The organism is Butyrivibrio sp. VCB2001 (assembly GCF_000423965.1).
Classification (GTDB): domain Bacteria; phylum Bacillota; class Clostridia; order Lachnospirales; family Lachnospiraceae; genus Butyrivibrio.
In genome coordinates this window covers 266,398-292,948 of the sequence record NZ_AUIZ01000002.1, presented here as the reverse complement: position 1 = coordinate 292,948, position 26,551 = coordinate 266,398, and the positions used below count along the sequence as shown (strand labels likewise).

The following is a 26,551-nucleotide window of genomic DNA, read 5'->3' as shown; positions in this document are numbered from 1 at the left end:
GGGTTACATATTATGGGACAAACTGATGAAAAAAGTATGATTGCCAGAGCCAGCGGCCTTAAGACGCTGGAGTATATCTGCTACGCATTGGGAGATGCAGGCGGATGTCTGGTATTTGGACTTGTTACGTCGATTCTTCAGACGTATTACACGGATGTCCTGATTTTAAGTCCGTTCTTTATCATGGTGATGTTTGTACTTACCAGGGTATGGGACGCTGTAAATGACCCTATTATGGGCAGAATTTGTGATACAGCACCTGTTTCAAAGCATGGAAGATACAGGGTGTGGTTTCTGAGGGTGGCATTTCCTCTGGCCATCGCTTCAATCCTTCTTTTTCTTAAATTCGACGGTTTCGGAACACCGGGAGATAATCTTCCTGCATATATTTATGCAACCATCACATATGTGGCGTGGGGTATGATCTACACTATGCTTCAGATTCCCTATGGCTCTCTTGCCACAGTTATTACCCTTGATGTAAAAGAAAGATCCAAGCTCTCTGTCTTCAGAGCAGTAGGTTCAGCACTGGGCAGCATGCCTGTCATGGTGCTTTCAATGCTCTGCTTTTCCACAGATAAGGCTACGGGAAAGTCTATTGTAAAGTATGATGTTCTTCTGACAGGCGTCATTGTCATGTCTGTGCTGTCTGTGATCTCGCTTCTTCTGGCATTTGCAGGTACAAAAGAAAGAGTAAAAACAGAGCCACAAAAGCATGAAAAAGGTGCTGCGTCAAAGGCCCTTAAGCTTATATTCAGGAACAAGGCCATGCTCTCTATTTCCGTTGTTGCAATGTTGCTCCTTGCAGGACAGATGTTCACTCAGAGCTATTATATTTATCTGATCAGATACTACTTCGGAAAGGGCGGAATCTTTGTATCCCTGCCAACCATTTTGACCTATATCCCAATGGCAATACTTATGCTTTTTACCCCAAAGCTTGCAAGGAAGTTTGGTAAAAAAGAGATTACCTCCGTTGGTATGATCATAGCTGCTGCAGCAAATTTCCTGATGTTTTTCTTGAAATTCCTGGATCCGGGAGCGGCCCTCATGCCTTTTATGGTTTTGTGTCTTATCTCCGGATTTGGTCTTAATCTCTTTGTGCTTCAGCTCTGGGCTATGGCGGGGGATGCCATAGATGAGATTGAAGTCAGCACCGGAAGTAAGGACAACGGTACTGCATATGCCTTCTTAAATTTCTTTAGAAAGCTAGGTCAGGTTATTTCAGCGATAGCTGTAAATGCAGCCTTACTTGCAATGGGATATTATGACACTGCAAGCACTCTGGAATTTGTCTTTTCCGAAGGACAGCTTGATCTGATGTATGTTCTTGCAACCCTTATTCCGGCGGTAATGTTTGCACTGATGGCAATTGCTTTGCTTTTCTGGTATCCACTCTCCAAGGAGAAGGTTAGTGAGCTTCAGAACCGGAAGGAAGACTATTTAAAGGGACAGGTCAGATGAGTAAATACATCGAAATAGACACAGATCTCGGTAGGATCCGGGGAAATGAAAGAGAAGAGTGTCTTGAGTTTTTGGGAATAAAATATGCTAAGGCCAAGAGATTTGAGTACGCAAAGCAGGTAGAGGGTTGGGATGGCACATACGATGCCACAGCTTTTGGAGATGCATGCTCCCAGTACAGGACCTACTTTCCACATCTGGATGTTCCTGAGCGGAGATTCTATCACAGGGAATTCCGTGAAGGACTCGATTTTACCTACAGCGAGGACTGCTTAAATCTCAATATCTATACACCCAAGAATGCACATAATGCACCGGTGCTGGTCTTTATACACGGAGGCGGATTTAATTCCATGGCCAACAGCGAGGGATATCTGGATGGCGAAGCCTATGCAAAGAGAGGGCTGATCCTTGTGTGCGTTAACTACCGTGTGGGTGTTTTCGGATATATGACACACAGGCAGATTCAGGATGAGTTTGGAAGAGATGGGAATTTTGGACTTGATGATATATTGGTTTCACTTAAATGGGTAAAGAGTCATATAGGCTCTTTTGGCGGAGACCCTGGTTGCATAACTGCCATGGGACAAAGCGCAGGTGCGATTTCGTTGCAGTATCTTTGTCTGTCAGAGAAGGCTAAAGATCTTTTTGAACGAGCAATTATGATCTCAGGAGCAGGTCTTTTCCCAAAGATGGGACGACCGAAGGCATCTGCAGACACCCGCGGCTACTGGGAAGAAGTGATAAAACTCTCCGGTGCGACAAACTTTGATGAGTTTAAAGAGCTTGATGATAAGGCGGTTCTTGGTGCAGTTGAAGAGATTAAGAAAGTCCGAAAAGATAATACCGTCAACACACAGCCTGTTATTGACGGATATCTTCTGACGGAAAGCGTGGAAAAACTGATAGAGAAGCCACTTAAGCTTGATTACATGGCGGGAACTACAAGTAATGATATGTACAATGTTGTTTTGTATAACATGGCAAGAAAGTTTATGGGAAAGGTCGGCGGATATCGCTATTATTTTGACATCGATGCCCCCGGCGATGACAATGGAGCATTTCATTCATCAGATTTAAGATACCTGTTCGGAACTCTTGAAAAGAGCTTTAGGCCGTATGATGACAAGGATATGGAAATATCAGCTCTTATGATGGATTACATTGCAGATTTTGTGAAAACCGGAAATCCCAATGCTTCAGAGCGTCCTGTATGGAAGAGGGGAAAGAGTTGTCTTGTTATCTCAAAAAAAGGAATAAAGATGAAACGTCCGGACCCTGTAAAGCTGATAGTAAATACCTTCAGAGGAGACCCAAAATGAAATATGACCACAGATTTACTCTTAAAACCCGGGAGGAATCCACATTCCTTTTCAAGGAATCAGACATAAATGCAAGGCTGGATTTTTTCAAGGACATGGTCCGGGTGGCAATCTATAAAGACGGTACAAGGTTTTTTAACACCTTCTCAGTATGCCCGGATGGGGAGATGCCCTATGAGGGAAGGGATAAGTTATCCTGCAAAGGCCTTACAGGCGAAAAAACGCAGATGACTGAAGACGCCGACGGCTGGACATTCACCTTTGGCAGCCACAGGCTTTCTGTCCAAAAAAAGAATTTCCTGATCATACATTACGAAGGCGGGGAAGTTCTGTTCAGGGACAGGGAATACATGGCTTATAACCTTGAAGGCGAGCTGGGAAGAGGAGCCTGTCATTATCTTTCAAGACAAGAGGATGAGTTCATCTTCGGGCTTGGAGATAAATCAGGGGATGTCAATAAAAACGGAAGATGCTTTAAGCTTGGAACCACAGATTCCATGGGATTTGATGCCAGATCATCGGACCCTCTGTATAAGCATGTTCCATTCTATATCTGCAAGAATTCTGTAGGTTCATACGGGATTTACTATGACACATATTCTGACGGTGAGTTTAATTTTGGAAGAGAGCATGACAACTATTACTCGCCTTTTAAGTCCTTCAGATGCGAGGAAGAGTATCTCGTCTACTATGTCTTTTACGGAAGCGTTCCTGAGATACTAAGGAGTTTTGTCCGATTGTCCGGAGGCACATTCCTTCCTCCGAAGTGGACGCTTAAATATTGCGGAAGTACGATGGCGTATACAGATGCTGATAATGCAGGTGAGCAGCTTGAAGGGTTTCTTGCGCTCTGTGAGAAATACGGCATTTCTCCCGGGGGATTTTACCTGTCCAGCGGCTATACCCAGATCGGCGACAAGCGATATGTCTTTCACTGGAACACGGATAAGATTCCTTCGCCCGAGGGACTTAGCAGGACCTTCAGGGAAAAGGGAGTGGAGTTTCTGCCCAATATAAAGCCGTGCTTTCTGGATGACCACCCGATGTATGAGATGATCGCTGGGAACGGATGGTTTTTGAAAAACGGTGACGGCACTACGGCAAAGTTTCCTTTCTGGGGAGGAATGGGAAGTTATCTGGACTTTACCAATGAAAATGCGGCGAAGTTCTGGACAGAGTGCGTAAAAAAAGAACTTGCTGATAAGGGCTATTACAGCACCTGGAATGACAATAACGAGTATGACGTTCCTGATGAGGACGTATATGCCGATGGCTTTGGAAGACCAATCAGAGCCAAGCTGATAAAGCCATTGTTCTCATACCTGATGACCAGAGCAAGCCTTGAAGCTGCACCCGATATATCAAATAAGACCGCTGTATCAAGATGCGGAATTGTGGGAACTTCAAGGATAGCATCCACCTGGACAGGGGATAACAGAACCAGTTTCGAGGATTTCAGATTTAACCATAAGATGGCCATGACCATGAGCCTTTCCGGCATCTACAACTTCGGTCAGGATATAGGCGGATTTGCCGGCCCAAAGCCCTCCAAGGAGCTGTTCCTTAGATGGATTCAGTACGGAATCTTTACGCCAAGGTTTGTGCTCCACTCCTGGAATACAGACGGAACTTCAAACATGCCCTGGCTGTATGAAGATGAAGTTGAGACCGTAAAGCGACTCTTTGATCTGAGAGAGGCCCTCATACCATATCTTTACAGGCAGATGGAGATATCAGTTTCTGAGTGCACTCCGATAATATACCCAGTCTTTTTAGAAGATTCCGATTACGACCCTGAGAGTGATGTCTTTTTCTTTGGAAGAGACGTACTTGCATGCCCTGTCTTTGATGAGGGAGCCACGTCAGTCACAGTGACACTTCCGGGGGGTGAGTGGTGTCTGGTAAAAGAGCTTTCGGATAAGGGCGAAGTGCTTTTGGAATATAAAGGCGGGGAAACTGTAGTGGTACCATGCACGATCAGGGATATCCCGGTGTTCTTTGTAAGAAAGGGAGCACAGGTTTTTGATAAGTGATATAATACGTGAATATGACGAAAGAAATAGAACTAATAAGAAGTAAACGAAAGACCATTTGCATAGAGATCACGCCGGACGCAAGAGTAATAGTCCGCGCTCCGAAGTACGCCTCGGTCAGCGAGATCAACCGCCTCATTGGAGAGAAGGCGGACTGGATTGATAAGCATTTGCGCAAGATGCAGGAGAAGCAAAAAGAGAGAGCAGAAGCGCCACAGCCTGAACTGACCAAGCAGGAGATAAAGCTCCTTACAACAAAGGCTAAGCGCATCATCCCTCAGAGAGTAAGGTATTACGCAAATCTTATGGGAGTAGAGTACGGACGGATAACCATCAGGATGCAAAAGAGCCGCTGGGGAAGTTGCTCAGGTAAGGGCAACCTTAACTTTAACTGCCTTTTGATGCGCACCCCGGATGAGATCATCGACTACGTGGTAGTGCACGAGCTCTGTCATTTAAAAGAGATGAACCATTCCCCCAGATTCTGGGCGGAGGTTGAAAAGATCTTTCCCGATTACAAGGAGAGAAGAAAGTGGCTCAAGGACCACGGCAATGAAATAACTACAGGATAATAGAAAGGATGCAACAGCTGAATCGAGCGCAGATGCTCGGGGAGCAGGTTGCATCCTTTTTTTGAGTCACCGGGGACGTTTCAGATTGACTCATTTAGAAAACTTATTTTAATTTTATGGTTTCTTAACAATGTTTATGAACTAATCAGAAACAGGGCCTTTTTTGTAATGGTTGTGTAATGCAGTGGGGAGTATTATAAGTTTACGTGATTTGGAACTTGCATTGCAAACGGATGTGCAATGTGTAACCGGCGATGGAGCGTGGGAGCATGATATGCTCCTTAGCCATTGAAAAGGAGGTCTTTTGAAATGAATTTGAAGTACAAGTCAGTTTTAGCATTAGGAATGAGTGCTGCTATGATGATGCAGGCACCGGTTGTGGCATTTGCTAATGAGACCGTGCCTCAGAGTGATGCAACCAGCGAGATTGGTTATGGTGTAGGTGATGCCGGATTTAATGTAGTTGGTAAGGATTCCAATTCTTCAGATATACAGACAACTTTTCGGAATCAGGGATATGCTACTTATCAGGATGATAATACTAGCAGCAAAATTCAGGGATCATCTGCTTTTTCATATGGAACTGAATACGCCGGTCAGACTGGAATTACAACTAAGATCACGGCAGAAGCAAAGACAATAGAGGGTGCAGGCAATGATGAGGTTCATGTAACCTATACAGTAACCAATACCGGAAATGAAGCTAAAGAGGTAAAAATCGGGTCGGGTGCCGATACCAAGATAGGAGAAGTTGATTGTGCACCTATAGGATTTATAAATGACGGTACCGGCATTTATATGAAAGGTGATCGTGTATCTTTTACACTCACACCTCTTTCTGATCAGGATAATTTTAGTACTGTTTGGTATGGTGACTGTGGTTATGTAGATGGAAACATATTTAACCAGCAAGAAAATCAGTCAGAATTCAACGGTGATAGTGGCATGGCATATTCATGGACTATCAACGTAGGTGCAGGAGAGACAGAAACTCGTACTGCAGTATTCAAAATCGGTAATATTGTCCTTCGCCAGATTTCATACGATGCCAATACCGGTATAGGTGAAATCGCAGGAACAACTGTAATCGGTGGAACCTCTCGGGAAATCGTCATCAAAAAGAACGCCGGAGAAATGACAAAAGAAGGCTACAAATTTGCAGGATGGGGCTTATCAGAAAATGCAAAATCTGCCAAGTATAAAGGCGGTGAAACAATTGACTTAGGTATGCTTGAAAACGACCTTAAGCTTTATGCATTATGGCAGCTTATTAAGGCATCTAATCCCAGCGTAACTATTGAAGAAGTTGCTCAGATGGTTGAAGAAGAGATCAGTAACGAAGGTATCAATATCATCACCACAGAGGCAGGTGAAGCACTTCCTACAACTGAGCTTGGAAATGCTGAGGCAGTTACAAAGAGTGTAAGTCTTGATCTTTCTAAGGTTGCACCTGCTCAATATGTGGAAACAATCAAAAATACTGTACAGGCTGTACCCACACAGGGCGTAGCAGTTATTGAGACTAACGAAGTTGCAACTTTTGATAAGAATATCATTGAGGCTATGGCAGAGCGCAACGACGTTTCTTACATCATCGTATTCAAGCATGATGGTTTTAAGAAGAAAGTTGTAATTCCTGCAGGCTATGATGTGCAGTCACTGCTTGATGAGAATGGATACTGCGGATTCTTAAGACTTGCAGCAATTCTTGGATTCACAATTATCGAATGATCCAGGTTTAATCCTGTACATACCTCATATGACACAACCCACGAGACTAGCTCACATGTGAATGCATGTGGGCTAGTTGAGGTTGTATAAAAGTTCTAAATGAAAACAAGGTCATAACACATAGTAAATTTGCATCACATGACGTGCTATACAGACTTGATGGTTGGAATCGATTTTTGAAATGCATCACAAAAATTTTCCTATGAGGAGTTGGTTGGAAATTACAAAATCTATTTCTGGCCATGGTCTAAGAAAACTTCATGCCTAACGCTTTTCATGCATCACAACTACCGGCCTACGGATGTCATGTGATGTAGTCGCCGTAATCGTTCCAAAATTCTTTTCTGTAATTTCCAACTAATTTTTACATGGAAACAAATTGTGGGGTGGTCGATATTACGTTTCCAACCATGACACAAATTACATGATCCTTGTGATGTATGAGTCAAAGAGAACCGTCCCCGGTGACTCAAAATGAGTCAAAGAGAACCGTCCCCGTTGACTCAAAATGAGTCAAACTGAAACGTCCCCGGTGACTCACCGGAACCTGCCACAATCAAAAACAGCTCCTGCCAATGCAGGAGCTGCTCGTTTTTTCAATATTTACAAATCAAATCACTCAAAGATTCTTGATCATCTCATCCCTTACGCTGTCATAGTGAGGACCAACGATACCGAAGTCCTTCTCTTTGTAAACCCAGAGGGCTCTGCCGATGCCGTATTTCTCAAAGGCATCGTGGATATCCTTTATCCAGTTGATGGTTGAAGGATTAGCCGGAGCCTGGTCGATTACGCCGTACTCTCCGCAGTAGAGAGGAGCGTTGTTTTTGGTGGCAGCTTCTACAGCAGGCTCGAAGAGCTCTGCAAAGTAGTCAGCACCCATCTCCTTAACCTTCATTTTAAGGATTGCGCCTGCCCAGTCAGGGTCAAGGCCTTTGCTCTTTTCTGAGTACTCGGCTGTGGTTGCAGGATATTCAACAGTGATATCCTTGGGCATGTTGTCCATCCACCATGCTCTCTGATGTGTGAAGATCATAGGCTCGTAGCAGTGGAAGTTGTAAACTACGTGGTCATCCTTGGGAGAATTGAGGAAAGGTACGCTGCGAACGTTGTTGTAGCAAACACCGCCAACAACAACATAGGTGTCAGGCGCATTCTTTCTGATAGTATCTATTGCCTTGTCAGCGATGGCATTCCACTCGTCCTTGATATCAGGAGAGATAACCTCGTTCAAAAGCTCAAAGGCAACATCCTTCTGCCCTGCGTATCTCTTGGAGATGCGATCCCACATTTGATAGAATCTCTTCTGAAGATCTTCGTTGTGGAAGAAGATCTCTTTGTCTCCGTTAACCTCAAGCGGATCGAATGTGTATCCGTATGTATTGTGCATGTCGATGAGGATATTGAGGCCAAACTCTCTGCACCACTTGATGCAGTTATCAACATAAGCATAGCCATCCTCGAGCATATCACCGTCTTCGCTCTCAATGACAATGTAGTCGATTGGGAGACGAACGTGGTCACAGCCCCAGCTTGCGATCTTCTCGATATCTTCTCTTACGATGAAAGTATCGTAGTGCTGCTTTGTCTTTTCATCTGCCTGAGAGAGCCATCCTCCCAGGTTTACTCCCTTTTGGTAACCTTCAAATTTTCTCATAGACGTTTTCCCCTTATCTATATTGTGTAAATTTTCATTACAATCAAGTAACTGATCAATTCACTTCAATCCTAGCACGAAAACGTTTAAGTTGCACGTAATTTTTTGTGAAATTTTTTTTAGTTTTTGTTCTGCTTTCTAAACTGCAGAGGAGTCATGCCAAACTCCTTTTTAAAGCTGGCTGTCATGTTGCCGGGATAGGAAAATCCGCACTCAAGCGAGATATCCATCACCGACATGTCCGTCGACAGCAGAAGATTCTGCACATGCTTTAACCTCGTAAGACACAGATACTCTGAGAAGGGCTTCCCCAGCTGTGCGCAAAAGAGCTTTGAGAAGTATGTAACGGAGTACCCGGAAATGGCAGCCACATCCTCGATCTTTAAACTCTTTTTATAGTTCTTCTCCACAAAATAGACAGCTTCCATGATGGGCTCAGACAGCGCTTTATTGTGGAGCACAGTCTTTTCCCGGGCGCTGCGCCCCTTGTCATTTATCATAAGAAGAAGTGCATAGAAGAGGTGCTTTACCTTTAGCTGCGCGACACGCTCGTCCTCGGGATTGTCGCATTTATTCAGGTGATCGTAGGCATCAAGAAGGGTCTTTGCAAGGGAAAAGAGCTCTTTCCTGTCCTCGTCGTCAAACTCCTTTGGGAACTGCGCATAGAGATTATCGAGAAACTGGGCACCCAGGCTATCTGTAAGCTCTTTTACATAATCAGGTGAAAACTTGATGAGGTAATTCTCGTAATAATCGGAAGACCCCGGAATGGTGCGGTGATAGGCGTAGGGCGGCATTCCGTTGATAAAGCCTGCGTGGAGCATGAAGGTCTTGGTGGGCGTTATGACCTTTCTGTCGCCGTGGATGATAAAACCCAAGGAATAGTGGTCTGAAGCCACTTCCATGGATGTCATCTCAAAGTCGGATGAGAGCATGCGGTATATGATGGTGAACTGTTTGCCCTGAGGCAGAGGAAGTGCCATATATGTGTCCTCCGTGAATAAAAGTCGCTTTGCTGTGTCATTAATCATAGCATCAAAATGACATGATTTCATTATTTTTGACAGCATGAGGGAATAAATCCATAAGAAAATTATTAGATTATGAAGCACAATAGAGGCATGAAAACGAAGAAGATTGATATGACAAAAGGCAGCATAATTCAGAATGTGATCCTGTTTGCGATTCCCATCGTCCTCGGAAACATTCTGCAGCAGCTGTATACAACGGTAGATACGCTGATAGTTGGGCGATATTGCGGTGATAAGGCCCTGGCGGCTGTGGGAACGAGCTCTCAGCCGGTAGAAGTTTTACTGTGTGTGTTTCTTGGAATCGGCACAGGTGCATCCATTCTTGTTTCGCAGCGGATCGGCGCAGGAGATGATAAGCGGGTAAAAGACATCGCTCATGCCTCCACTTCACTTGTCTATATGAGTGGAATCCCGATTGCAATACTAGGCTTTCTGCTGGCACCGGCTATCCTACGGTTCATGGGTGTTCCGGAGGATGTAGAAGCAGCAGCTCTTATGTACACAAGAGTTGTGTTCCTGGGCGCTCTGGGAAATATCGGATACAACATGAATGCGGGAATCCTGCGAGGCCTGGGAGACAGCGTAGCTTCTCTGTGGTTTTTGGTGGTTTCCTGCGTGACCAATATAATTCTTGATCTGTTGTTCGTTGCAAGACTTTCGATGGATGTTCAGGGAGCAGCGCTTGCTACCGGAATTTCCATGTTTGTTTCGTGGATTGTAAGTGTCTTTTACATAAAAAAGAAATTTCCTGAGCTTTCATTTAGTTTCCTCCCAAGGGCTTTGAATATGCAGGAAATGAAGCAGATACTTGCAATAGGTGTTCCCATCGGTCTAAACAACTCGCTGTTTTCCTTCGGGCATATGGCGATGCAGACCCTGGTGAATGCGCAAGGGTACCGGTTCATGGCCGGAGCGTCAGTGGCAGGGCGGATCACAGGTATCACCAACGTCGCCATTACTGCTGTATCTTCAGCAGCTTCCACTTTCTCCGGACAGAACTTCGGTGCTGAGAATTACGACAGATTAAGAGAAGGGTACATAAAAATACCGGCCCTGAACGGAATTGCAACACTGGCCCTTGGCCTTATGTTCATTTCCTTCAGAATGCCGATACTTGGATTTTTTACTCAGGATAAAACTGTGCTCATGTACGCAGGCAGATACGTGGTCGCTGTGCTCTTGTCCCAGTGGTGCTATGCGGTGTTCAACTGCATTTCAAACATCGTAAACGGCGTGGGCTTTGTAAAGTACACGACTCTCATAAACCTCATGATGCTATGGGCAGTCAGGATTCCCTGCGCGTATATCATTAACAGATTCTTTGACGGAACCTACATCATGCTGTGCTTCCCGGTATCCTTTGCCTTTGGAATGCTCTGCATGATTGGCTACTATATCTTTTCCCCGAACTGGAAAAGGATCATTTCAAAAGGCGATTCGAATAAAGGTTTTGGTACTCCTTTGGGGACATACCGTACTCCTTACGGAAGGCTTTGAAAAAACTTGAATAATCTCTGAAGCCAAAGCGCTCGTAGGCTGCTGTGATGCTCTCGCCACCGGTGATTGCATTACGGCACTCCGAAAGGCGCTTTTTTATTATGTACTGATGGAGTGATACTCCCAGAGTGTCCTTGAACAGATGGGAGATATAGTACTTGCTGACGTAGAACTGGCCTGCGATGTCGTCAAGAGAGAGGGTGTCCTCAAGGTTACTCTCAACGTAGGAGAGGATGTTCTGGAAAAGAGAGAGCTCCTCCGATCCGCTTTCCTTGTGATCCTCATCGTAGATGACTCTGTTGATGGTAAGGATCAGGTCGCACAAGCACAGGTGGCGCGCAGCGTCAGACCCGTAGCGCTCGCTGGATATCTCCTCAAGAAGACGCAGAAACTTGGATTCCACCTGGTGGAACTCTGCCGGCGGAAGGTGGTAGATGTATTTGTGAAAGGCCTCGGCCTTCTGGATAAGATACATGTAGTCCACGGACTCGTCCATGAGGCTCTGACAGCACTGTTTGCTGATCCAGAAAACAAACCTTCTGTAATTCTGGGAAGGATCGTTCATGAGAGCGTGATGCATGATCCCGGGAGGGACTATCATAAGGTCGCCCTGGGACATCTTGTGGCGCTCCACTTTGTCTTTTCCCGAGAAGATCTCCATGGTGATGTCGCCTTCGATGAAAAGGTAGCACTCGTAGTAGTTATGGGCATGGGGACTCAAGGTCTTAAAGTCCCTGTCGGAGTAGTAAAAGACCTCGAAATCTGAGGATACCATGTACTGTCTTGAATTAAAGGATGATCGTAGTTTATTTTTCATGCCATGATTGTACAACAACTTTTGCAAAGTTGGCAACAAGTAATTCTATTCTAAGTTTTTGCAAGGAAGTTTATGCTAGGACCATAGGAACAAACGCCAAGTAGTATTGTTTTTTATAGAAAAGGAGATTACAGATTATGGAAATGACACTTCGCTGGTACGGCAAGGAATTCGACACTGTTAAGCTTTGGCAGATCAGACAGATCCCCGGAGTTAAGGGAGTTATCACAACCCTCTACAACAAGCAGGCCGGAGAACTCTGGACACAGGATGAGATAAAGGCCCTTAAGGCAGACGTTGCTGCAGAGGATATGAAGATCTCAGGTATCGAGTCAGTCAACGTTTCAGATGCCATCAAGGCTGCAACCAAGGACAGAGACGAGCACATCGACAACTACATCAAGACTCTCGAGAACCTCGGTAAGGAAGACATCCACATGGTCTGCTACAACTTCATGCCTGTCTTCGACTGGACCAGAACAGAGCTTGCAAGGAAAAGAGCTGACGGCTCAACCGTACTTGCTTACACCCAGGAAGCAGTAGATGCCATCAATCCTGAGAAGATGTTTGAGTCAATTTCAGGTGAGATGAACGGCACTGTAATGCCTGGCTGGGAGCCTGAGAGAATGGCTCATGTAAAAGAGCTTTTTGAGCTTTACAGCGGAATCGATGAGGACAAGCTCTTTGAAAATATTGTTTATTTCCTTAAGGCAATCATGCCTGTCTGCAACAAATATGATATCAAGATGGCTATCCATCCCGACGATCCTGCATGGTCAGTATTTGGACTTCCAAGGATCATCAACAATGAGAAGAACATCTTAAAGCTTATGAAGGCTGTAGATGATGTACACAACGGTGTAACCTTCTGTTCAGGTTCATACGGAACCAGCCTTGAGAATGACCTTCCTCACATGATCAGAGCACTTGAGGGCAGAATCCACTTCGCACACGTAAGAAACCTCAAGTTCATCTCACCTACAAACTTTGAGGAGGCAGCACACCTTTCATCAGACGGAACCTTCGATATGTACGAGATCGTTAAGGCTCTCTACGAGACAGGCTTTGATGGACCTATCCGTCCTGACCACGGAAGAATGATCTGGGGCGAAGTAGCAATGCCCGGTTACGGCCTCTACGACAGAGCCCTTGGTGCAACTTACATCAACGGTCTCTGGGAAGCAATCGAGAAGCAGCACACACGCTGAACATATAGAAGGGTGACGCCCGGACCAATATAATTGACCACCCGGGCTCGTGATGTTAAGCGCTCCGCTTAGCCATGGGCATGCATCATTGCGTGGAGAGCCACTTATGATGCATATGTCTAAGCTCCACAACATCAAAATCGCCCGGATGGTTAATTATATTGGTCCGGGCTGTTCATCGATAGCTATAGGTATATAGGTGTGTGGTTGAATTGTACAGTTTACTTGAGAACAGATGTTGTTTGTTTTTGTAATTTAGAGAGTTATAGGAGAGGTAATAGAAATGGTATTAAATAATGATGCGTTAAAGGATAGTGTATGGAAAGAGAAGGGTTATTTTGTTCCTTCTTATGATAGGGAGAAGATGGTAGCTGAGACTGTTGCAGCTCCACAGTGGGTTCATTTTGGAGCAGGTAATATCTTTAGAGCATTCCAGGCAAATCTTGCACAGAGAATGCTTGAAGAAGGATATGCTACAAAAGGCCTTACTGTAGTTGAGGGATTTGATTATGAGATCATTGAAAAGATGTACAGACCTCATGATAATCTTTCAATCTTGGTTACTCTCAAGGCTGACGGTAATGTTGAGAAGTCTGTTATTGCTAGTATTGCTGAGTCCTGCATTCTTGATTCTGCAAGAGCTGATGAGTTTGGAAGACTGAAGGAGATATTTACAGCTGATTCTCTTCAGATGGCTACATTTACTATTACAGAGAAGGGCTATAGCCTTGTAAATGCTGCAGGTGAGACACTTCCTGCTGTTAAGGAAGATTTTGAGAACGGACCTGAGGCTCCAAAGAGCTATATCGGTAAGGTTGCAGCTCTTTTGTATGCAAGATACAAAGCAGGCGAGAAGAAGATTGCAATGGTAAGCACAGATAACTGCTCACATAACGGAGATAAGTTATATGCAGCCGTTAGCTCTTTTGCCAAGGAATGGGTACTTGCAGGCAAGGCAGATCCCGGATTTGAGGCATATATCGACGACGAGGACAAGGTAAGCTTCCCCTGGTCAATGATCGACAAGATCACACCAAGACCCGACGACTCAGTCAACGAGATCCTTAAAAAGGATGGCGTTGAGGAGCTTGAGCCCGTGGTTACTTCCATGAAGACCTGGGTTGCACCTTTCGTGAATGCTGAGGAGAGCGAGTATCTGGTTATCGAGGATAAGTTCCCTAACGGAAGACCTGCGCTTGAGAAGGTTGGCGTTATCTTTACCGAGAAGGAGACTGTTGATAAGGTTGAGAGAATGAAGGTTTGCACATGCCTTAATCCTCTTCACACAGCACTTGCTATTTACGGATGCGTTCTTGGATTTACCAAGATTTCAGATGAGATGAAGGATGAGAACCTCGTTAAACTGGTCAAGGAGATCGGCTATGTTGAGGGACTTCCTGTTGTGACAGATCCAGGTGTAATCAGCCCTAAGGAGTTCATTGATACAGTTGTTAATGTGAGAATCCCTAACGTGTTCATGCCTGATACACCTCAGCGTATCGCCTGCGATACTTCACAGAAGCTTCCTATCAGATTCGGTGAGACGATCAAGGCTTATGCTGTTTCAGATACACTTGATGTCAATAACCTTAAGCTCATTCCTCTGGTTCATGCCGGATGGCTGCGCTACCTCATGGGTGTAAATGATGAGGGTGCTTCATTTGAGCCAAGTCCTGATCCTATGCTTGAGAAGGCTCAGAGCTATGTTAAGGATATTGCGCTTGGTGAGAGCGACAGAAATAAGGTAAAGGCAGCAGTTCTACCACTTCTTAAAGATGCTACCATTTTCGGTGTTGATCTTGAGAAGATTGGTCTCTCAGACAGAGTTATTGATTACTTTATGGAACTCATCGCCGGCACAGGTGCTGTAAGAAAGACCCTTCAGAAATACTGCTGATAAACTTGAATTTACTGAATCATCAATGTAAAATAGTGAAGTATGAAAATTCAGTAAATGGAGGGAAAAAAGATGAAGATTTGTGCTAATTGCGGAACTCAGGTTCCTGATGATGCAGTATTTTGCAATAATTGTGGAAGTGCTTTGACAGACAGTGCGCCTGCTCCTGCACCTGCTCCTGAAGCTGGTCAGACAGCTCCTGCACCTGCTCCTGTTCCTGCTCCGGCTCCACAGCCGGGATTCCAGGCTCAGCAGGGCTTCCAGCCACAGCCCGGTTTCCAGCCTCAGCCCGGATTCCAGCAGTACCAGAAGTTTGATCCAAGCGATCACACAGCTGAGTTTGATGCTAAGGATATCGCAGACAACAAGTTGTTTGCAGCTCTTCCTTACTTCTTCTCATGCCTTGTTGGTATCCTTGCAGGAATCTATGTAAAGGATTCAGAGTTCATCAAGTTCCACACCAAGGTTAACATCCAGTATGACATTGCAGGAATTCTTGCTCTGTTGTTCTTCATTGTTCCTATCGTAGGTTGGATCGTTGGCGGCGTTTTGGAGATCATTATCCTTGTATGCAGAATCATTTCTATCGTATATGTATTCCAGGGCAAGGCTAAGGACGCTCCACTTGTTGGATCAATCGGATTCCTTAAGTTTGGAAAGTAATTAAATTTGGGACTGCGAGGCATGACGCTTCGCAGTCTTTTTTTGTTCTTGCTGATGCATATCGCTGCGCCGATTGTGTGTGTGCGTAAAAACGCGTAATTCTTATGACTTTCTTAAGATTTGCGATAGATTTTCTTAAGATTGCAGCAAACCTATTTACAAGTCTTTTTTTAGATGATAATGTGGCCTAGGTGAAACGGAGAACATAGTTCTGCTCCTTTCGGAGCAATCACTTCAGGATTTTGACTGATGACTCTTAAGTCATCATAGAGCTTTGGAGAAGAGGCTTTTGCGCAGAATCCGTGGCATGCAGCGTGTCGAATTCGCTGTTTCTTTGCCGGGTGATATCTTCAAACAATAAACATGTAGGAACCATCTTTGGGTGCGTTTGCTGCGATTTCTGCAGCGTTCTTTTGCTTGCCTTTTTGTGGGCTTTTGGCGACCTGGACGTGATTTTATTAGAATCATGTGCCGGGGGATGTGGCGCCATAGCTTTGTGGGACGCGGTTCTGTGCCGAGTCCCGGGATGAGTGTCTTTTGGTTCCTGCATGTTTGTTGGAATTTCTTTTTGAAGGATGTTTTATGGCCTTTTTTCCTGTTTTGCGGACTGGAATTGGACACTTTCTGGGATTTTTATTTTATTTTGCGGACTGGCGTTGTGCACAGGTGCATCTTGGGCCGACATATTTCGCTGATACGATTCACATTTAGAGAGTGTGTCGGACTAGAAGTTCACTCTATTTGAATCAAGCCGACAGAATCAAGTTGAAAATGTCTTTTACAAATAAGAAATCGGACTGCTTCATGACGAGCAGAAATACAGTCCGATACAGTTCGCGTGTCATATCGGACTAATACAAACTCATTAGTTATATGGGCCGACAAAGCAATGAATCGATCAAGTATTATACCTGATTACTGCGGACTGATTTCATTCTAATCCCTTCTTAGTCCTACAAATCCACCAAATATGAAATAGATAACCCCCAAATACCAAAGGAGTAGAAAATTGAATCACGAATACATACAAGCTTTGCAAAATAGAAAACAAGAGCTCTTAAAGGCACTCAAATGTGCAGAAGCAGATTTAAAGCATGCGCCTGAAGGCAGGATCAGAGCATCCCAAAATGGTAATGGGTTTCAGCAGTTTTACCATGTTACGAGCAAGACCGGCTTTAGCGGGAAGTATATGAATGCGAAGAGCAAGCCTCTTGTATCAGCTCTGATCCAAAAGGAATACGATGGAGTTTTTTTGCAAAGAGCCAGGAAAGAAATTGAGCTTATCGATAATTTGATTGAATTCCAGAGTAAAGAGCTAGCTGAAAAGTCTGAGGAAGAATTGCATAAAAGCAAAAGAAAGTATATTTCCCCTTATATTCTTGATGAAAAATCCTACACAGAATCATGGGAAAACGAATCATTCATAGCCAGCACCTACAAACCCGAGGAAAAGATTTATCCAACAAATAAGGGTGATATGGTTCGCTCAAAATAAGAAGAACTGTTGGCAGATATGTATTACGACTTAGGGATTCCATACAGATATGAATGTAAGCTGGTTTTAAAGGATGGCAGAGCCAAGTACCCTGATTTCACTTTGCTTGATGTAAAGAGGCGAAGAGTGATTTATCACGAGCATTTGGGAATTCTGGAAGATGATGAATATAGAGCTAAAAATTTTATCAAACTTAATGATTACAGCAAGAGCGGAATCTATTTTGGCAAGAATTTGCTCATGACGTTTGAAACAGAGTATTGCCCTCTTAATATCAAAGATATTAGGGAAAATGTTATGGAGATGTTTGGCATTTGACATGAATAATAGTAGGAATTAAAATATTCCTAGAAAGGAATAAATGATAGTTGAGTTTTATAAAACTATAGATGGGTACAAGCCTGCAGGAGCTTTTATCAATTCCATTGAAGACAAGAAATTAAGGGCTGTTCAAGGAAGCGATATAGCTCGATGCCTTTACTTTTTTGTAATAGGCAATAAAGCCGTTGTTACAAATGGATTTTTGAAGAAAACGCAGAATACTCCCAGGGATATTATAGAGAAGGCAAAAGAATATAGGGGAGATTATTTGAGGAGGTTAAGTGATGAGTGATATCGATGAATTGTTAAACGAGCAATTAAAGGATCCGGAATTTGCTGCAGCTTGGGAAGCAACTGAACTTGAGTATCAGATTCAAAGAATGTTGATAGCAGCAAGAATTGAAAAGCACATGACTCAAAAAGAACTGGCAGAGAAATCCGGAGTAAGGCAGTCAAATATTAGTAGAATTGAAAAAGGAGCATGTGTTCCTACGTTAACTACACTTAGCGAACTTGCAAAAGGTTTAGGTAAACACCTTAAGATAGAGATGGTATAATACCACCATGAACGTAAATTCTTCACTCGATTTCCTTAATATGATAAAGACCCCCTCGGTTAGTCCAAGAACTAAGGCTGCTCAGCCATCATCAAAAGACATGATCGCGGTCATCGACACAGAGACCAACTGGCGTGACGAAGTCATGTCCCTGGGCGTAGCACTTGCAGATGCCGAGACGTTTGCCTTACTTGGTAAAAGATATTACATCTTTAATCCTGAGTGTCGCGTAGGCGGGATGTTTTCCGGAGTTATGTACAAGACAGACGCAAAGGCCATCACTTGTACAAGAGATGAGGCTATGGCAGACATAGGACAATTTCTGATGGATAGTGGCATCAGCAGGATATTTGCCTATAATGCCAAGTTCGACCTTGGCCATCTTCCCGAACTCTGCGGCTTTGAATGGTTCGACATCATGAGGATGGCAGCGTATCGCCAGTACAACAAATTTATTCCCGAGACTGCACCTTGCTGCAAAACCGGGCGCCTTAAGACTAACTACGGGGTTGAGCCAATAATGCACATGCTAACAGGTAATGGTAGCTATCGCGAGACTCACAACGCAGTAAATGACGCCTGCGACGAGCTTAAGATAGTTGAACTCCTTGCACTTCCGCTTGATGCGTATGAGTGCGCGAGAATTTAACTGCCAAGAATTATAAACATAGAATTACCCGAGAACGGGTAAAAGTTATTGACGATAGCATCTCCAAACTATAAAATATAGGCAAAGGAGGTGCTTTTGTTATGGATGTAAAAGAGCTTAAAGAAAGAAAAAAAGCTTTGAAGTTAACAACCATAGAGCTTGCAAAAAAGGCAGGACTTCCCTATGGAACTGTCAGCAAGATCATGACAGGTGAGACCCAAAATCCCACTATGGCAACATTGGAACTCCTTGATAATGCTCTTTCACATGAAGAAATGGTGGCAAGAGTATCAGCATATAAAGAAGAGCTTCTTGCCTATATTCAGATGCATGTGGGCAAGAAGATTGACCAGATAAAGTTTGAGAAGGAATATAGGGCAGAACACAATCTGGATGATGCCCCAATTCCGTACGCGAAGCCAAGGAAAAATGGCGGAAATATCAGCTCAAGTAATGGAAATCTTGCGCTGTTCGGTGATAAAAGGGTCACCGAAGAGATCCTTGCTCAGTTTGGTGAAGACAGAAATGTGGAACTCATTGATGGCCACATTATAGTAAATGAAGCCCCGGGCATGGATCACCAAATGGTTGTGCAGAACCTTGGATATGTGATCCATGATTTTATTCGTGCCAATAAAGGCAAATGCGTATTGTATAATGTTGGCGTTAATGTCCGCCTTGACGAAGATGACTATACGGTTGTGATTCCTGATATCGTTGTCCTTTGTGACAAGAGCAGGATGAATAGGAAGTGCATAATCGGAGCTCCTGATTGGGTTATCGAAGTCACATCTCCAAGCACCCGTGACAATGACTATGACCTTAAGATGCACAAGTACATGCATGCTGGAGTGCGAGAATATTGGGTTATCGACCTTGAAAGGGAGAAAATTGTGACCTTTACAGAAGGACAACCTATGGAGACACATATCTATGGGTTTGAGGATGAAGTGCCTGTGTATATATACGATGCAAGGCTCAAGATTAGATTAGTGGATATTGGCATAGATTTTGTATGATACAAAATCTATGCTTTTTTTATGACAAATCACAATATATGGGGTATAATTAAAATAGTGTAATGTTGTTTGCGAAAAATAGTACAACAACCCTAATGTTATTAGGTTAGAATGCCGATATAACTAGTGGGCACGGATGCCGTTATGGATTTCCTCAGGATGAGATCAAAACCTATAAGGGGGTTATGATATGGCAAAAACAGCTGCGCTTCGTCAAGAAGCTCTGCAGAACATCACCGGACGGAAGATCATTGAGCTGAACTATCAGGAAATCTATGACCATAAGCCCAACATCTATAAATGGATCAAAAGAGCTTTCGACGTAGTTGCTGCGTCAATCGCGCTCATCTTACTTTCTCCAATATTTTTAATCACAGCCCTGGCAATCATAATGGAAGACGGAGGCCCTGTGTTCTTTACCCAGCAAAGAGCCGGTAAAGACATGAAGAGTTTCAAAATCTATAAATTCAGAAGCATGTACAGAAATGCTGAGGCCATGTTTGAACGTATGCAGGCTCAAAATGAGCAGACCGGCCATGCGTTCAAAATTAAGAACGATCCTCGAATCACCCATGTTGGAAGATTCATCAGAAGATACTCAATAGATGAGCTCCCTCAGTTGTTCAACATCATTAAAGGTGACATGAGCATTGTCGGACCAAGACCTATTCTTTATCATCAGATGGAAGAGTGCAACGGCTTTGAAAAGCAGCGCCTCATTGTAAAGCCCGGCCTTACCTGCTACTGGCAGGTATGTGGCAGAGCCAAGATCAAATGGGATAAATGGGTAGAACTTGATCTTCAATATATTGAAGACATGAGTATTGCAAAGGACATTGAGCTGATATTCAGGACTTTCCCAGCTGTGTTTGGCAAGGATGGAGCATACTGATACAAATAGAAATATATATAGTATAAAGCGTAGATTTGATACAAAATCTACGCTTTTTTCTATGAAAAATACTAGATATAGTCTATAATTATACTATGCTATGAAGCGTAATGTCATCGGATAAAAGTGAAATAGTGTTGGAAATTCTAAGGGGTTAGAATGAGTAAAAATGAAATATGCGCAGTAGTGGTTACTTATAATAGAAAGAGTTTGGTTGAAGATTGCATAAGAGGAATATTGGCTCAAAAAGAGGCTAGTTGCGATATCATTGTTATCGATAACGGAAGTACAGATGGGACAGAAACATTATTCAGAGAAAAAATTGTTGCAGATAATCTTAAGTATTTGAACATGGGGGAGAATCTTGGCTGTGCAGCCGGGACATCAATAGGTATAAAAGAGGCTGTGTTGGCAGGCTACAAATACATATGGGTCATGGATGATGATGTGATTCCTCATGAAGATACACTACATGAGTTGATGAAGGCTGACTGTGAACTTAATGGAGAATGGGGTATTCTATCCAGTGTTGCATACTGGATAGATGGATGCTTATGCAAAGCTAACATTCAGAAAAAAGGGGTCTTTAGTTTTTTGCAGCCGAATGACTATAGTAAGTCCATTATAGAAGTTGCAATGGTATCTTTGGCATCAATGTATATAAAGGCTGATATAGTTAAAGAAGTCGGGCTTCCCATCTCTGAGTATTACATTTATACAGAGGATTATGAGTTTTGCTGTAGGGTAAGAAAAAAAGCACCTATCTATGTGGTTACATCAAGCAAGGTGACTCATGCCATGAAAGTAAATAGCAAAGCTAATTTTGCCAAAGATTCAGCTGATCGATTATATCGATATAGGTACTTGTACAGAAATGATTGTCATTGTTACAGGCAATTAGGAATTAAAGGGTGGGCATATCTTTTCTTGAAGTTTTGCTATACAGCCGTTCAAATAGTTTTGTTTTCTCCTAAAGGTAAGAAGGAAAAGTTGAGAATAATGATTGCGGGATATTTAGAAGGGTTTAGATTTTCTCCCACTTCAGAGCAAATAATAGTTCATTAAGTAAAGTGTTTCGAAGGTATGAGTATGAAGGTTAGTGTAATAATTCCGGTCTATAATGTGGTTGATTATGTAGATCGATGCATAAGTAGTGTTGTTTCTCAAACTCATAACGACCTGGAAGTGATAATTGTTGATGATGGTTCTATTGACGGTTCAAGACAAAAATGTGAGGCGTGGATTCAGAAAGATGACAGGATAATTCTGATAACCCAGGAAAATCAAGGCGTTTCTGTTGCAAGGAATAAGGGGCTAGAAATGGCTTCGGGCGATTTCATTGCTTTTGTGGATGGAGATGACTATCTTGATTCAATGTATATTGAATCGATGCTTGAACCATTTAGTGAGGATGTAAATGTAGAAATTGTCTTTTGTGGATATAGGTATGATGATAACGGGATAGTTAGTGAATATGGTTTTTTTGAAAAGGATTGTGTTTTCGATAGAAATGACAGTGAAAAGCTTATTTCTCGAGCAATTGGGGTGTATGACAATAATATCAAAAGGAAAACCCATATAGGTACTCCATGGGCAAAAATATATAAAACATGTTTTATCAAAGAAAACCATATTTTTTTTGAGCCCGGAATGCCAAGAATGCAAGATCTCATTTTTAATATAAAATGCTTTAAACTGTTATCGAAGGGGATTTATATTAATAAAAGTCTATATACATACGTGCGTCGACCAGAATCTACAGCTAATAACTATAATGCTAAATATGAATTAGACGCAGTTCAAATTATTGATTGTTTAAACGAAGTAACGGAAGGACTAAGTGAAAAAGTCAACGAAGCTGTAAAGTATAAAGCAGTTCTTTTGCTTATCGAAGCAATACGACTTAAGTATTCAAAAAAAGAGTGTAAGTTATCACTATTGGAAAAAAGGAAAGAAATCTCGAAAATGAGCAAAACAGAGCCTTTCGAATCTGCATTAAGTCATAACTATTGTTTTGTGTCTAATTCCTTTGGGCGAAATCTGTTTTTGATGTTTATGAAGCTTAGGATGTATTTGTTGGCATATGTTTTGGTGATAATCAAGTATAAAGGCAAATGAAAATGATATGAATTAGTTTGAAGTGAATAATTCTAATTGATAGATGTTTATGATCGGAGAAAAACATGGCGATTTATTTAATTGTCTTTACATTCTCTATAGTACTAATGAGGATTGCCTATAAAAATGATGGAATTTCATCAAGAAATGTTAGACTTGCGCTATTTTTCTCGGCATTTATTCTTATTTTGCTTGCTTCTCTTAGGGGAGATCATGTTGGTAAGGATATTTTGGTATATCAAAAAGATTTATATATTCATGCATTGAGAATAAAATCTTTGCCAAGATTTCTTAAATGGAGCTATGAGGAACCAGGATATTCGTTAGTAACATATATTGGTGCACGTATGGGGCATTTTGCATTTGTGCATGCGCTAAACATGACTTTGATTATTGTTCCCATGTTCTATTTGATTTGGGAAGCCAGAGTTGAAATGGAACCGGATATTACTCTAGCGGTTTTTTTGTTTTTGTACTATGTGCAAGGTTACAATGTGGTAAGGCAACAAATAGCGATTACCTTTATCGCGCTGGGCCTGAACCAGTTTATGAAAAAGAAATACTTAAATTCGCTGTTGTTTCTTTGTATTGCAATTAGTTTTCATTACACTGCAATCATCGGAATATGTATATATGCAGTCTACTGGATGGTTGAAAGTAGACTAAAAACTTTATATCAGTTTATTGTATGTACACTAGTTATTTTTGGAACAGTAAACTTTGTATCATTAGGTAAAACTACAGGAATATATCTGGTTAAGATATTTCGTATTTCCAAGTCTTCTTACAGCTCTTCATTAGCATGGTCTTCAAAAGCTAGTAATTTCAATGAAACATATTTATTGTTTGGAACTATCGGATTGATAATTCTATTGCTTTGTAAGTATTGTACACGTTTACAAAAAACTTGGATAAATAGATCTTTTTTACTGTATATGATGTTTATACTGTTGATTAGTACTATTTTGACTAAAAATATGGGATATGCATCGAGAGTCTTTTGTTTCTTTGAAATCTGGGTAATATTTGTAATCCCACAGATTTTAAAGATTGTCAGTAATGACTGGAAAAGTAGGGCGATTGCAAAAACCCTTATACTAGGACTATTAGTTGCTGTTTGGGTTTTTGGAGTTGTAGTTAAGGGGTGGCATGCAGTTATTCCATATTACACGTTTTGGCAGACATAATATTATATTAAACTGAGTTACTTGTTGATAATTCTTTAATTGATTTCTGTCCGACTGATTTTCTGTGGGTGCATAGTGTGCAAATGAAAATATTCAGCAACTTTATATGGAGATTTCTTGAGAGAGCTGGAGCGCAGGGCATTCAGCTGATAGTAACTATATTGCTTGCTCGACTTCTCGAACCGGAAGTTTTTGGTAGTGTTGCTATCATTACTGCTGTCATTTCAATCTTGCAAGTATTGATTGATGGTGGATTGGGAAATGCATTAATCCAGCAAAAAGAAATTGACAATACCGATTGCTCATCAGTGTTTTTCTTTAATATATTTTTTTGTACTGTAATATATCTAATACTTTTTATTCTGTCTCCTTTTGTTGCTGCTTTTTATGGTAGTGATGAATTAACCGGTCTTCTTCGCGTATCTGGAATAGTTGTTCTTATTTCAGGAGTAAAAAATGTTCAACAGGCCATAATTACACGTGAGCTAAGGTTTAAATGCTTCTTTTTCTCCACTATAATAGGTACTTTGGTATCTGCCATAGTAGGAATAAATATGGCAGTAAATGGATATGGTGCGTGGGCATTAGTGGCTCAATTTGTTACTAACGCAATGATAGATACACTTGTACTATCAATCACCTCAAGATGGAGACCCGAATTTGTTTTTTCTTTATCTAAGCTGCGTAGATTATTGGGCTATGGATGGAAGTTATTGGCATCAACGCTAATTGATTCTGTGTATGGTGATTTTATGCAATTGGTAATAGGAAAAGTGTTTCTCCCAAATGATCTTGCTTTTTTTAATCGAGGGCGGAGCATTCCAAATACTATTGTAGGAAATATCAACACGTCAATAGACAGTGTTCTTTTTCCAGTATTGTCAAAAGAACAAGATAATACAGAAAAAGTAAAAAAAATAACTCAAAAAGCAATTATAGTCAGCAATTATCTTATGGCGCCTATACTTATGGTGATGACATTTTCTGCATACACTATGATTGGCTTTCTATTGACAGAAAAGTGGCTGCCATGTGTTCTGTATGTTCGGATTTTTTGCATAATATATATGATGCAGCCTATTCATACTGCAAATATCAATGCATTAAAAGCGATAGGCCGAAGTGATTTGGTTTTACGAATTGAAATGATAAAGAAATTCGTAGGCATTATTGTGTTTTTGGTGACACTAAAATATGGGATGAAAGCAGTGATTTTCGGTTATTTGATTGATAATTTTTTTAATCAAATTATAAACAGTTACCCAAATAAGAAGCTGCTTGGGTACGGGTATTTATCACAATTAAAAGATATTATTCCCAGCGTGACATGCGCAGCTTTAAGCGGATTTGTTGTGTGGTTTTTTTGTTTCTTGCCCGTTACAACAGGGTTGGTTGTAATACTTCAGTTTATATGTGGGTTGCTCTTTTATATATTGGTAACTAGCGTGCTTCATATAACTGCCAATACATGCTTTAAAGAACTAATTTTGGCGATATATAAGGAGCGTTCAAGTGATAAAAAAAATAGTTAATTTTCTTGAAAAAAAGTATTCCCTTATATGCATTACTATAAGCTGGTGGTTATTTTGTCGCAGCAATTCTCCACTTGGTGTTTATAAAGGGGATAGAAAAGAACGAATAATTGTTTCTTTAACGTCTTATCCTGGGCGAATTAATTATGTTTTCAAAACTATTCAATCATTGCTGCTTCAGGTTTTAAAGCCTGATCGTATTATATTGTGGCTATCACAAGAACAATTTAAAGGACTTGAATCTGAACTGCCACATGAATTGCTGGAATTAAAAAACTATGGACTGGAGATACGATGGTGCAAAGACACGAAATCGTATAAAAAACTGATTCCGGCTGTAAAAGAATGGCCAAAAGATATAATTGTTACGGCTGATGATGATACTTATTACAGAAAAAAGTGGCTGCTTGAGCTATATGAAGCTCATTTAAAAAATCCTAAAGATATTTGTGCGCATAGAGTGACAAAAATAGTACTAATCGATAATGAATATAAAACCATTGTAGGAGGTGTGGATGTTTGGAATTTTGCCTGTTACTTAAATAAGCTAACAGGAGTTGGTGGAGTATTATATCCACCGGGGTGTTTTTACAAAGATTTATTCAGAGAAGATATATTCATGAAAAAGTGTACAACTAATGATGACGTTTGGTTTTGGTTGATGGGAGTGCTTAATGGGACAAAGGTCTTTCCTGTCAGGAAAAGCTTTTCTAAGAATATTTTGACGGTAAAAGGCTCACAAACGAATGGGGCATTATGCAAGATTAATGATTATGGTGACATGCTTTTTTGGAAAGATTTTTTCAATATGTTAAAAGAATATCCTGAACTTGATTCTATACTAAGAGATGAATACAGATCAATAATCGAAACGACAGAAGGGGCATGA

The 26,551-nt window shown here is 41.8% G+C and carries 24 protein-coding genes; 21 read left to right on the top strand and 3 right to left on the bottom strand.

What is annotated here, in order from left to right:
* The first annotated feature begins 12 nt into the window (after positions 1–12).
* From G589_RS0104000 to G589_RS0103980, 5 genes are all read left to right on the top strand, one after another.
* A complete protein-coding gene (locus tag G589_RS0104000; protein WP_026521198.1) occupies positions 13–1,464 on the top strand; it encodes an MFS transporter in 1,452 nt (483 codons plus the stop codon).
* On the top strand, positions 1,461–2,786 hold the full coding sequence (locus G589_RS0103995; protein WP_026521197.1) for a carboxylesterase family protein: 1,326 nt from the start codon (positions 1,461–1,463) through the stop codon (positions 2,784–2,786). The genes G589_RS0104000 and G589_RS0103995 overlap by 4 nt, the downstream gene beginning before the upstream one ends.
* Positions 2,783–4,819: a TIM-barrel domain-containing protein gene (locus tag G589_RS18855; protein WP_051192173.1), complete on the top strand. Its 2,037-nt coding sequence runs from the start codon at positions 2,783–2,785 to the stop codon at positions 4,817–4,819. Before G589_RS0103995 ends, G589_RS18855 begins: the two co-directional genes overlap by 4 nt.
* Positions 4,820–4,833: 14 nt before the next feature.
* A complete protein-coding gene (locus G589_RS0103985) occupies positions 4,834–5,391 on the top strand; it encodes a M48 family metallopeptidase (RefSeq protein ID WP_022770605.1) in 558 nt (185 codons plus the stop codon).
* A 309-nt stretch (positions 5,392–5,700) separates the two neighbouring features.
* Entirely contained in the window at positions 5,701–7,122 is a 1,422-nt protein-coding gene (locus tag G589_RS0103980; protein WP_026521196.1) for an InlB B-repeat-containing protein, read from the top strand.
* 619 nt (positions 7,123–7,741) lie between these two features.
* On the opposite strand, the gene G589_RS0103975 is transcribed toward G589_RS0103980, so the two are convergent.
* Together G589_RS0103975 and G589_RS20925 are read right to left on the bottom strand one after the other, a co-directional pair.
* The gene (locus G589_RS0103975; RefSeq protein WP_026521195.1) at positions 7,742–8,779 is read right to left on the bottom strand and encodes a glycoside hydrolase family 5 protein; all 1,038 of its coding nucleotides are present in this window, start codon (positions 8,777–8,779) and stop codon (positions 7,742–7,744) included.
* A gap of 119 nt (positions 8,780–8,898) precedes the next feature.
* Positions 8,899–9,762: an AraC family transcriptional regulator gene (locus tag G589_RS20925; protein ID WP_026521194.1), complete on the bottom strand. Its 864-nt coding sequence runs from the start codon at positions 9,760–9,762 to the stop codon at positions 8,899–8,901.
* Positions 9,763–9,900: 138 nt separating this feature from the next.
* Here G589_RS20925 and G589_RS18845 point away from each other — a divergent pair, with 138 nt between their 5' ends.
* Positions 9,901–11,307, top strand: a complete 1,407-nt coding sequence (locus G589_RS18845) for an MATE family efflux transporter (protein ID WP_051192182.1) — start codon at positions 9,901–9,903, stop codon at positions 11,305–11,307.
* Here the strand turns inward: G589_RS18845 and G589_RS0103960 are convergent.
* A complete protein-coding gene (locus tag G589_RS0103960) occupies positions 11,231–12,124 on the bottom strand; it encodes an AraC family transcriptional regulator (RefSeq protein ID WP_081647167.1) in 894 nt (297 codons plus the stop codon). The two genes, G589_RS18845 and G589_RS0103960, sit on opposite strands and share 77 nt — an antisense overlap.
* A gap of 137 nt (positions 12,125–12,261) precedes the next feature.
* Between G589_RS0103960 and uxuA the strand changes: the two genes are divergently transcribed.
* The 15 genes from uxuA to G589_RS18840 all read left to right on the top strand — a co-directional run bounded on the left by uxuA (position 12,262) and on the right by G589_RS18840 (position 26,551).
* Positions 12,262–13,332 carry a mannonate dehydratase gene (gene uxuA, locus G589_RS0103955; RefSeq protein WP_022769808.1) on the top strand — a complete coding sequence of 357 codons (1,071 nt, stop codon included), beginning with the start codon at positions 12,262–12,264 and terminating at the stop codon, positions 13,330–13,332.
* 283 nt (positions 13,333–13,615) lie between these two features.
* Positions 13,616–15,229 (top strand): mannitol dehydrogenase family protein, encoded by a 1,614-nt coding sequence (locus G589_RS0103950; RefSeq protein WP_026521193.1) that lies wholly within the window; start codon positions 13,616–13,618, stop codon positions 15,227–15,229.
* A gap of 72 nt (positions 15,230–15,301) precedes the next feature.
* Positions 15,302–15,892, top strand: coding sequence for a zinc-ribbon domain-containing protein (locus G589_RS0103945; RefSeq protein WP_026521192.1), 591 nt, complete (start codon positions 15,302–15,304; stop codon positions 15,890–15,892).
* 1,009 nt (positions 15,893–16,901) lie between these two features.
* The gene (locus G589_RS0103935) at positions 16,902–17,387 is read left to right on the top strand and encodes a hypothetical protein (RefSeq protein ID WP_026521190.1); all 486 of its coding nucleotides are present in this window, start codon (positions 16,902–16,904) and stop codon (positions 17,385–17,387) included.
* A 9-nt stretch (positions 17,388–17,396) separates the two neighbouring features.
* Positions 17,397–17,705 carry a hypothetical protein gene (locus tag G589_RS0103930; protein ID WP_026521189.1) on the top strand — a complete coding sequence of 103 codons (309 nt, stop codon included), beginning with the start codon at positions 17,397–17,399 and terminating at the stop codon, positions 17,703–17,705.
* 43 nt (positions 17,706–17,748) lie between these two features.
* Positions 17,749–18,000 carry a type II toxin-antitoxin system RelE/ParE family toxin gene (locus G589_RS0103925; RefSeq protein WP_026521188.1) on the top strand — a complete coding sequence of 84 codons (252 nt, stop codon included), beginning with the start codon at positions 17,749–17,751 and terminating at the stop codon, positions 17,998–18,000.
* Positions 17,993–18,265, top strand: coding sequence for a helix-turn-helix domain-containing protein (locus G589_RS0103920; protein ID WP_026521187.1), 273 nt, complete (start codon positions 17,993–17,995; stop codon positions 18,263–18,265). The genes G589_RS0103925 and G589_RS0103920 overlap by 8 nt, the downstream gene beginning before the upstream one ends.
* A gap of 7 nt (positions 18,266–18,272) precedes the next feature.
* On the top strand, positions 18,273–18,914 hold the full coding sequence (locus tag G589_RS0103915) for a hypothetical protein (protein WP_242826411.1): 642 nt from the start codon (positions 18,273–18,275) through the stop codon (positions 18,912–18,914).
* Positions 18,915–19,015: 101 nt separating this feature from the next.
* Positions 19,016–19,933 (top strand): Uma2 family endonuclease, encoded by a 918-nt coding sequence (locus tag G589_RS0103910; RefSeq protein ID WP_026521185.1) that lies wholly within the window; start codon positions 19,016–19,018, stop codon positions 19,931–19,933.
* 190 nt (positions 19,934–20,123) lie between these two features.
* The gene (locus tag G589_RS0103905; RefSeq protein ID WP_051192172.1) at positions 20,124–20,825 is read left to right on the top strand and encodes a sugar transferase; all 702 of its coding nucleotides are present in this window, start codon (positions 20,124–20,126) and stop codon (positions 20,823–20,825) included.
* 159 nt (positions 20,826–20,984) lie between these two features.
* Entirely contained in the window at positions 20,985–21,890 is a 906-nt protein-coding gene (locus G589_RS0103900) for a glycosyltransferase (protein ID WP_026521183.1), read from the top strand.
* 24 nt (positions 21,891–21,914) lie between these two features.
* Positions 21,915–22,943: a glycosyltransferase gene (locus G589_RS0103895; protein ID WP_026521182.1), complete on the top strand. Its 1,029-nt coding sequence runs from the start codon at positions 21,915–21,917 to the stop codon at positions 22,941–22,943.
* A gap of 65 nt (positions 22,944–23,008) precedes the next feature.
* Entirely contained in the window at positions 23,009–24,130 is a 1,122-nt protein-coding gene (locus tag G589_RS0103890) for an EpsG family protein (protein WP_026521181.1), read from the top strand.
* Positions 24,131–24,213: 83 nt separating this feature from the next.
* Positions 24,214–25,662, top strand: a complete 1,449-nt coding sequence (locus G589_RS0103885) for a lipopolysaccharide biosynthesis protein (RefSeq protein ID WP_035775283.1) — start codon at positions 24,214–24,216, stop codon at positions 25,660–25,662.
* Positions 25,643–26,551, top strand: a complete 909-nt coding sequence (locus G589_RS18840; RefSeq protein ID WP_051192171.1) for a hypothetical protein — start codon at positions 25,643–25,645, stop codon at positions 26,549–26,551. Before G589_RS0103885 ends, G589_RS18840 begins: the two co-directional genes overlap by 20 nt.

Bases quoted from the DNA above. Each gene is read 5' to 3' on its own strand.
- G589_RS0103985 (WP_022770605.1), top strand. From the start codon at position 4,834: ATGACGAAAGAAATAGAACTAATAAGAAGTAAACGAAAGACCATTTGC.
- G589_RS0103900 (WP_026521183.1), top strand. From the start codon at position 20,985: ATGAGTAAAAATGAAATATGCGCAGTAGTGGTTACTTATAATAGAAAG.
- G589_RS0103920 (WP_026521187.1), top strand. From the start codon at position 17,993: ATGAGTGATATCGATGAATTGTTAAACGAGCAATTAAAGGATCCGGAA.
- G589_RS0103905 (WP_051192172.1), top strand. From the start codon at position 20,124: ATGGCAAAAACAGCTGCGCTTCGTCAAGAAGCTCTGCAGAACATCACC.
- G589_RS0103885 (WP_035775283.1), top strand. From the start codon at position 24,214: ATGAAAATATTCAGCAACTTTATATGGAGATTTCTTGAGAGAGCTGGA.
- G589_RS0103915 (WP_242826411.1), top strand. From the start codon at position 18,273: ATGAACGTAAATTCTTCACTCGATTTCCTTAATATGATAAAGACCCCC.
- G589_RS18855 (WP_051192173.1), top strand. From the start codon at position 2,783: ATGAAATATGACCACAGATTTACTCTTAAAACCCGGGAGGAATCCACA.
- G589_RS0103910 (WP_026521185.1), top strand. From the start codon at position 19,016: ATGGATGTAAAAGAGCTTAAAGAAAGAAAAAAAGCTTTGAAGTTAACA.
- G589_RS0103925 (WP_026521188.1), top strand. From the start codon at position 17,749: ATGATAGTTGAGTTTTATAAAACTATAGATGGGTACAAGCCTGCAGGA.
- G589_RS0103890 (WP_026521181.1), top strand. From the start codon at position 23,009: ATGGCGATTTATTTAATTGTCTTTACATTCTCTATAGTACTAATGAGG.
- G589_RS0103975 (WP_026521195.1), bottom strand. From the start codon at position 8,779: ATGAGAAAATTTGAAGGTTACCAAAAGGGAGTAAACCTGGGAGGATGG.
- G589_RS0103945 (WP_026521192.1), top strand. From the start codon at position 15,302: ATGAAGATTTGTGCTAATTGCGGAACTCAGGTTCCTGATGATGCAGTA.
- G589_RS0103960 (WP_081647167.1), bottom strand. From the start codon at position 12,124: ATGAAAAATAAACTACGATCATCCTTTAATTCAAGACAGTACATGGTA.
- G589_RS0103980 (WP_026521196.1), top strand. From the start codon at position 5,701: ATGAATTTGAAGTACAAGTCAGTTTTAGCATTAGGAATGAGTGCTGCT.
- G589_RS0103950 (WP_026521193.1), top strand. From the start codon at position 13,616: ATGGTATTAAATAATGATGCGTTAAAGGATAGTGTATGGAAAGAGAAG.
- G589_RS20925 (WP_026521194.1), bottom strand. From the start codon at position 9,762: ATGGCACTTCCTCTGCCTCAGGGCAAACAGTTCACCATCATATACCGC.
- G589_RS0103895 (WP_026521182.1), top strand. From the start codon at position 21,915: ATGAAGGTTAGTGTAATAATTCCGGTCTATAATGTGGTTGATTATGTA.
- uxuA (WP_022769808.1), top strand. From the start codon at position 12,262: ATGGAAATGACACTTCGCTGGTACGGCAAGGAATTCGACACTGTTAAG.
- G589_RS0103995 (WP_026521197.1), top strand. From the start codon at position 1,461: ATGAGTAAATACATCGAAATAGACACAGATCTCGGTAGGATCCGGGGA.
- G589_RS18845 (WP_051192182.1), top strand. From the start codon at position 9,901: ATGAAAACGAAGAAGATTGATATGACAAAAGGCAGCATAATTCAGAAT.
- G589_RS0104000 (WP_026521198.1), top strand. From the start codon at position 13: ATGGGACAAACTGATGAAAAAAGTATGATTGCCAGAGCCAGCGGCCTT.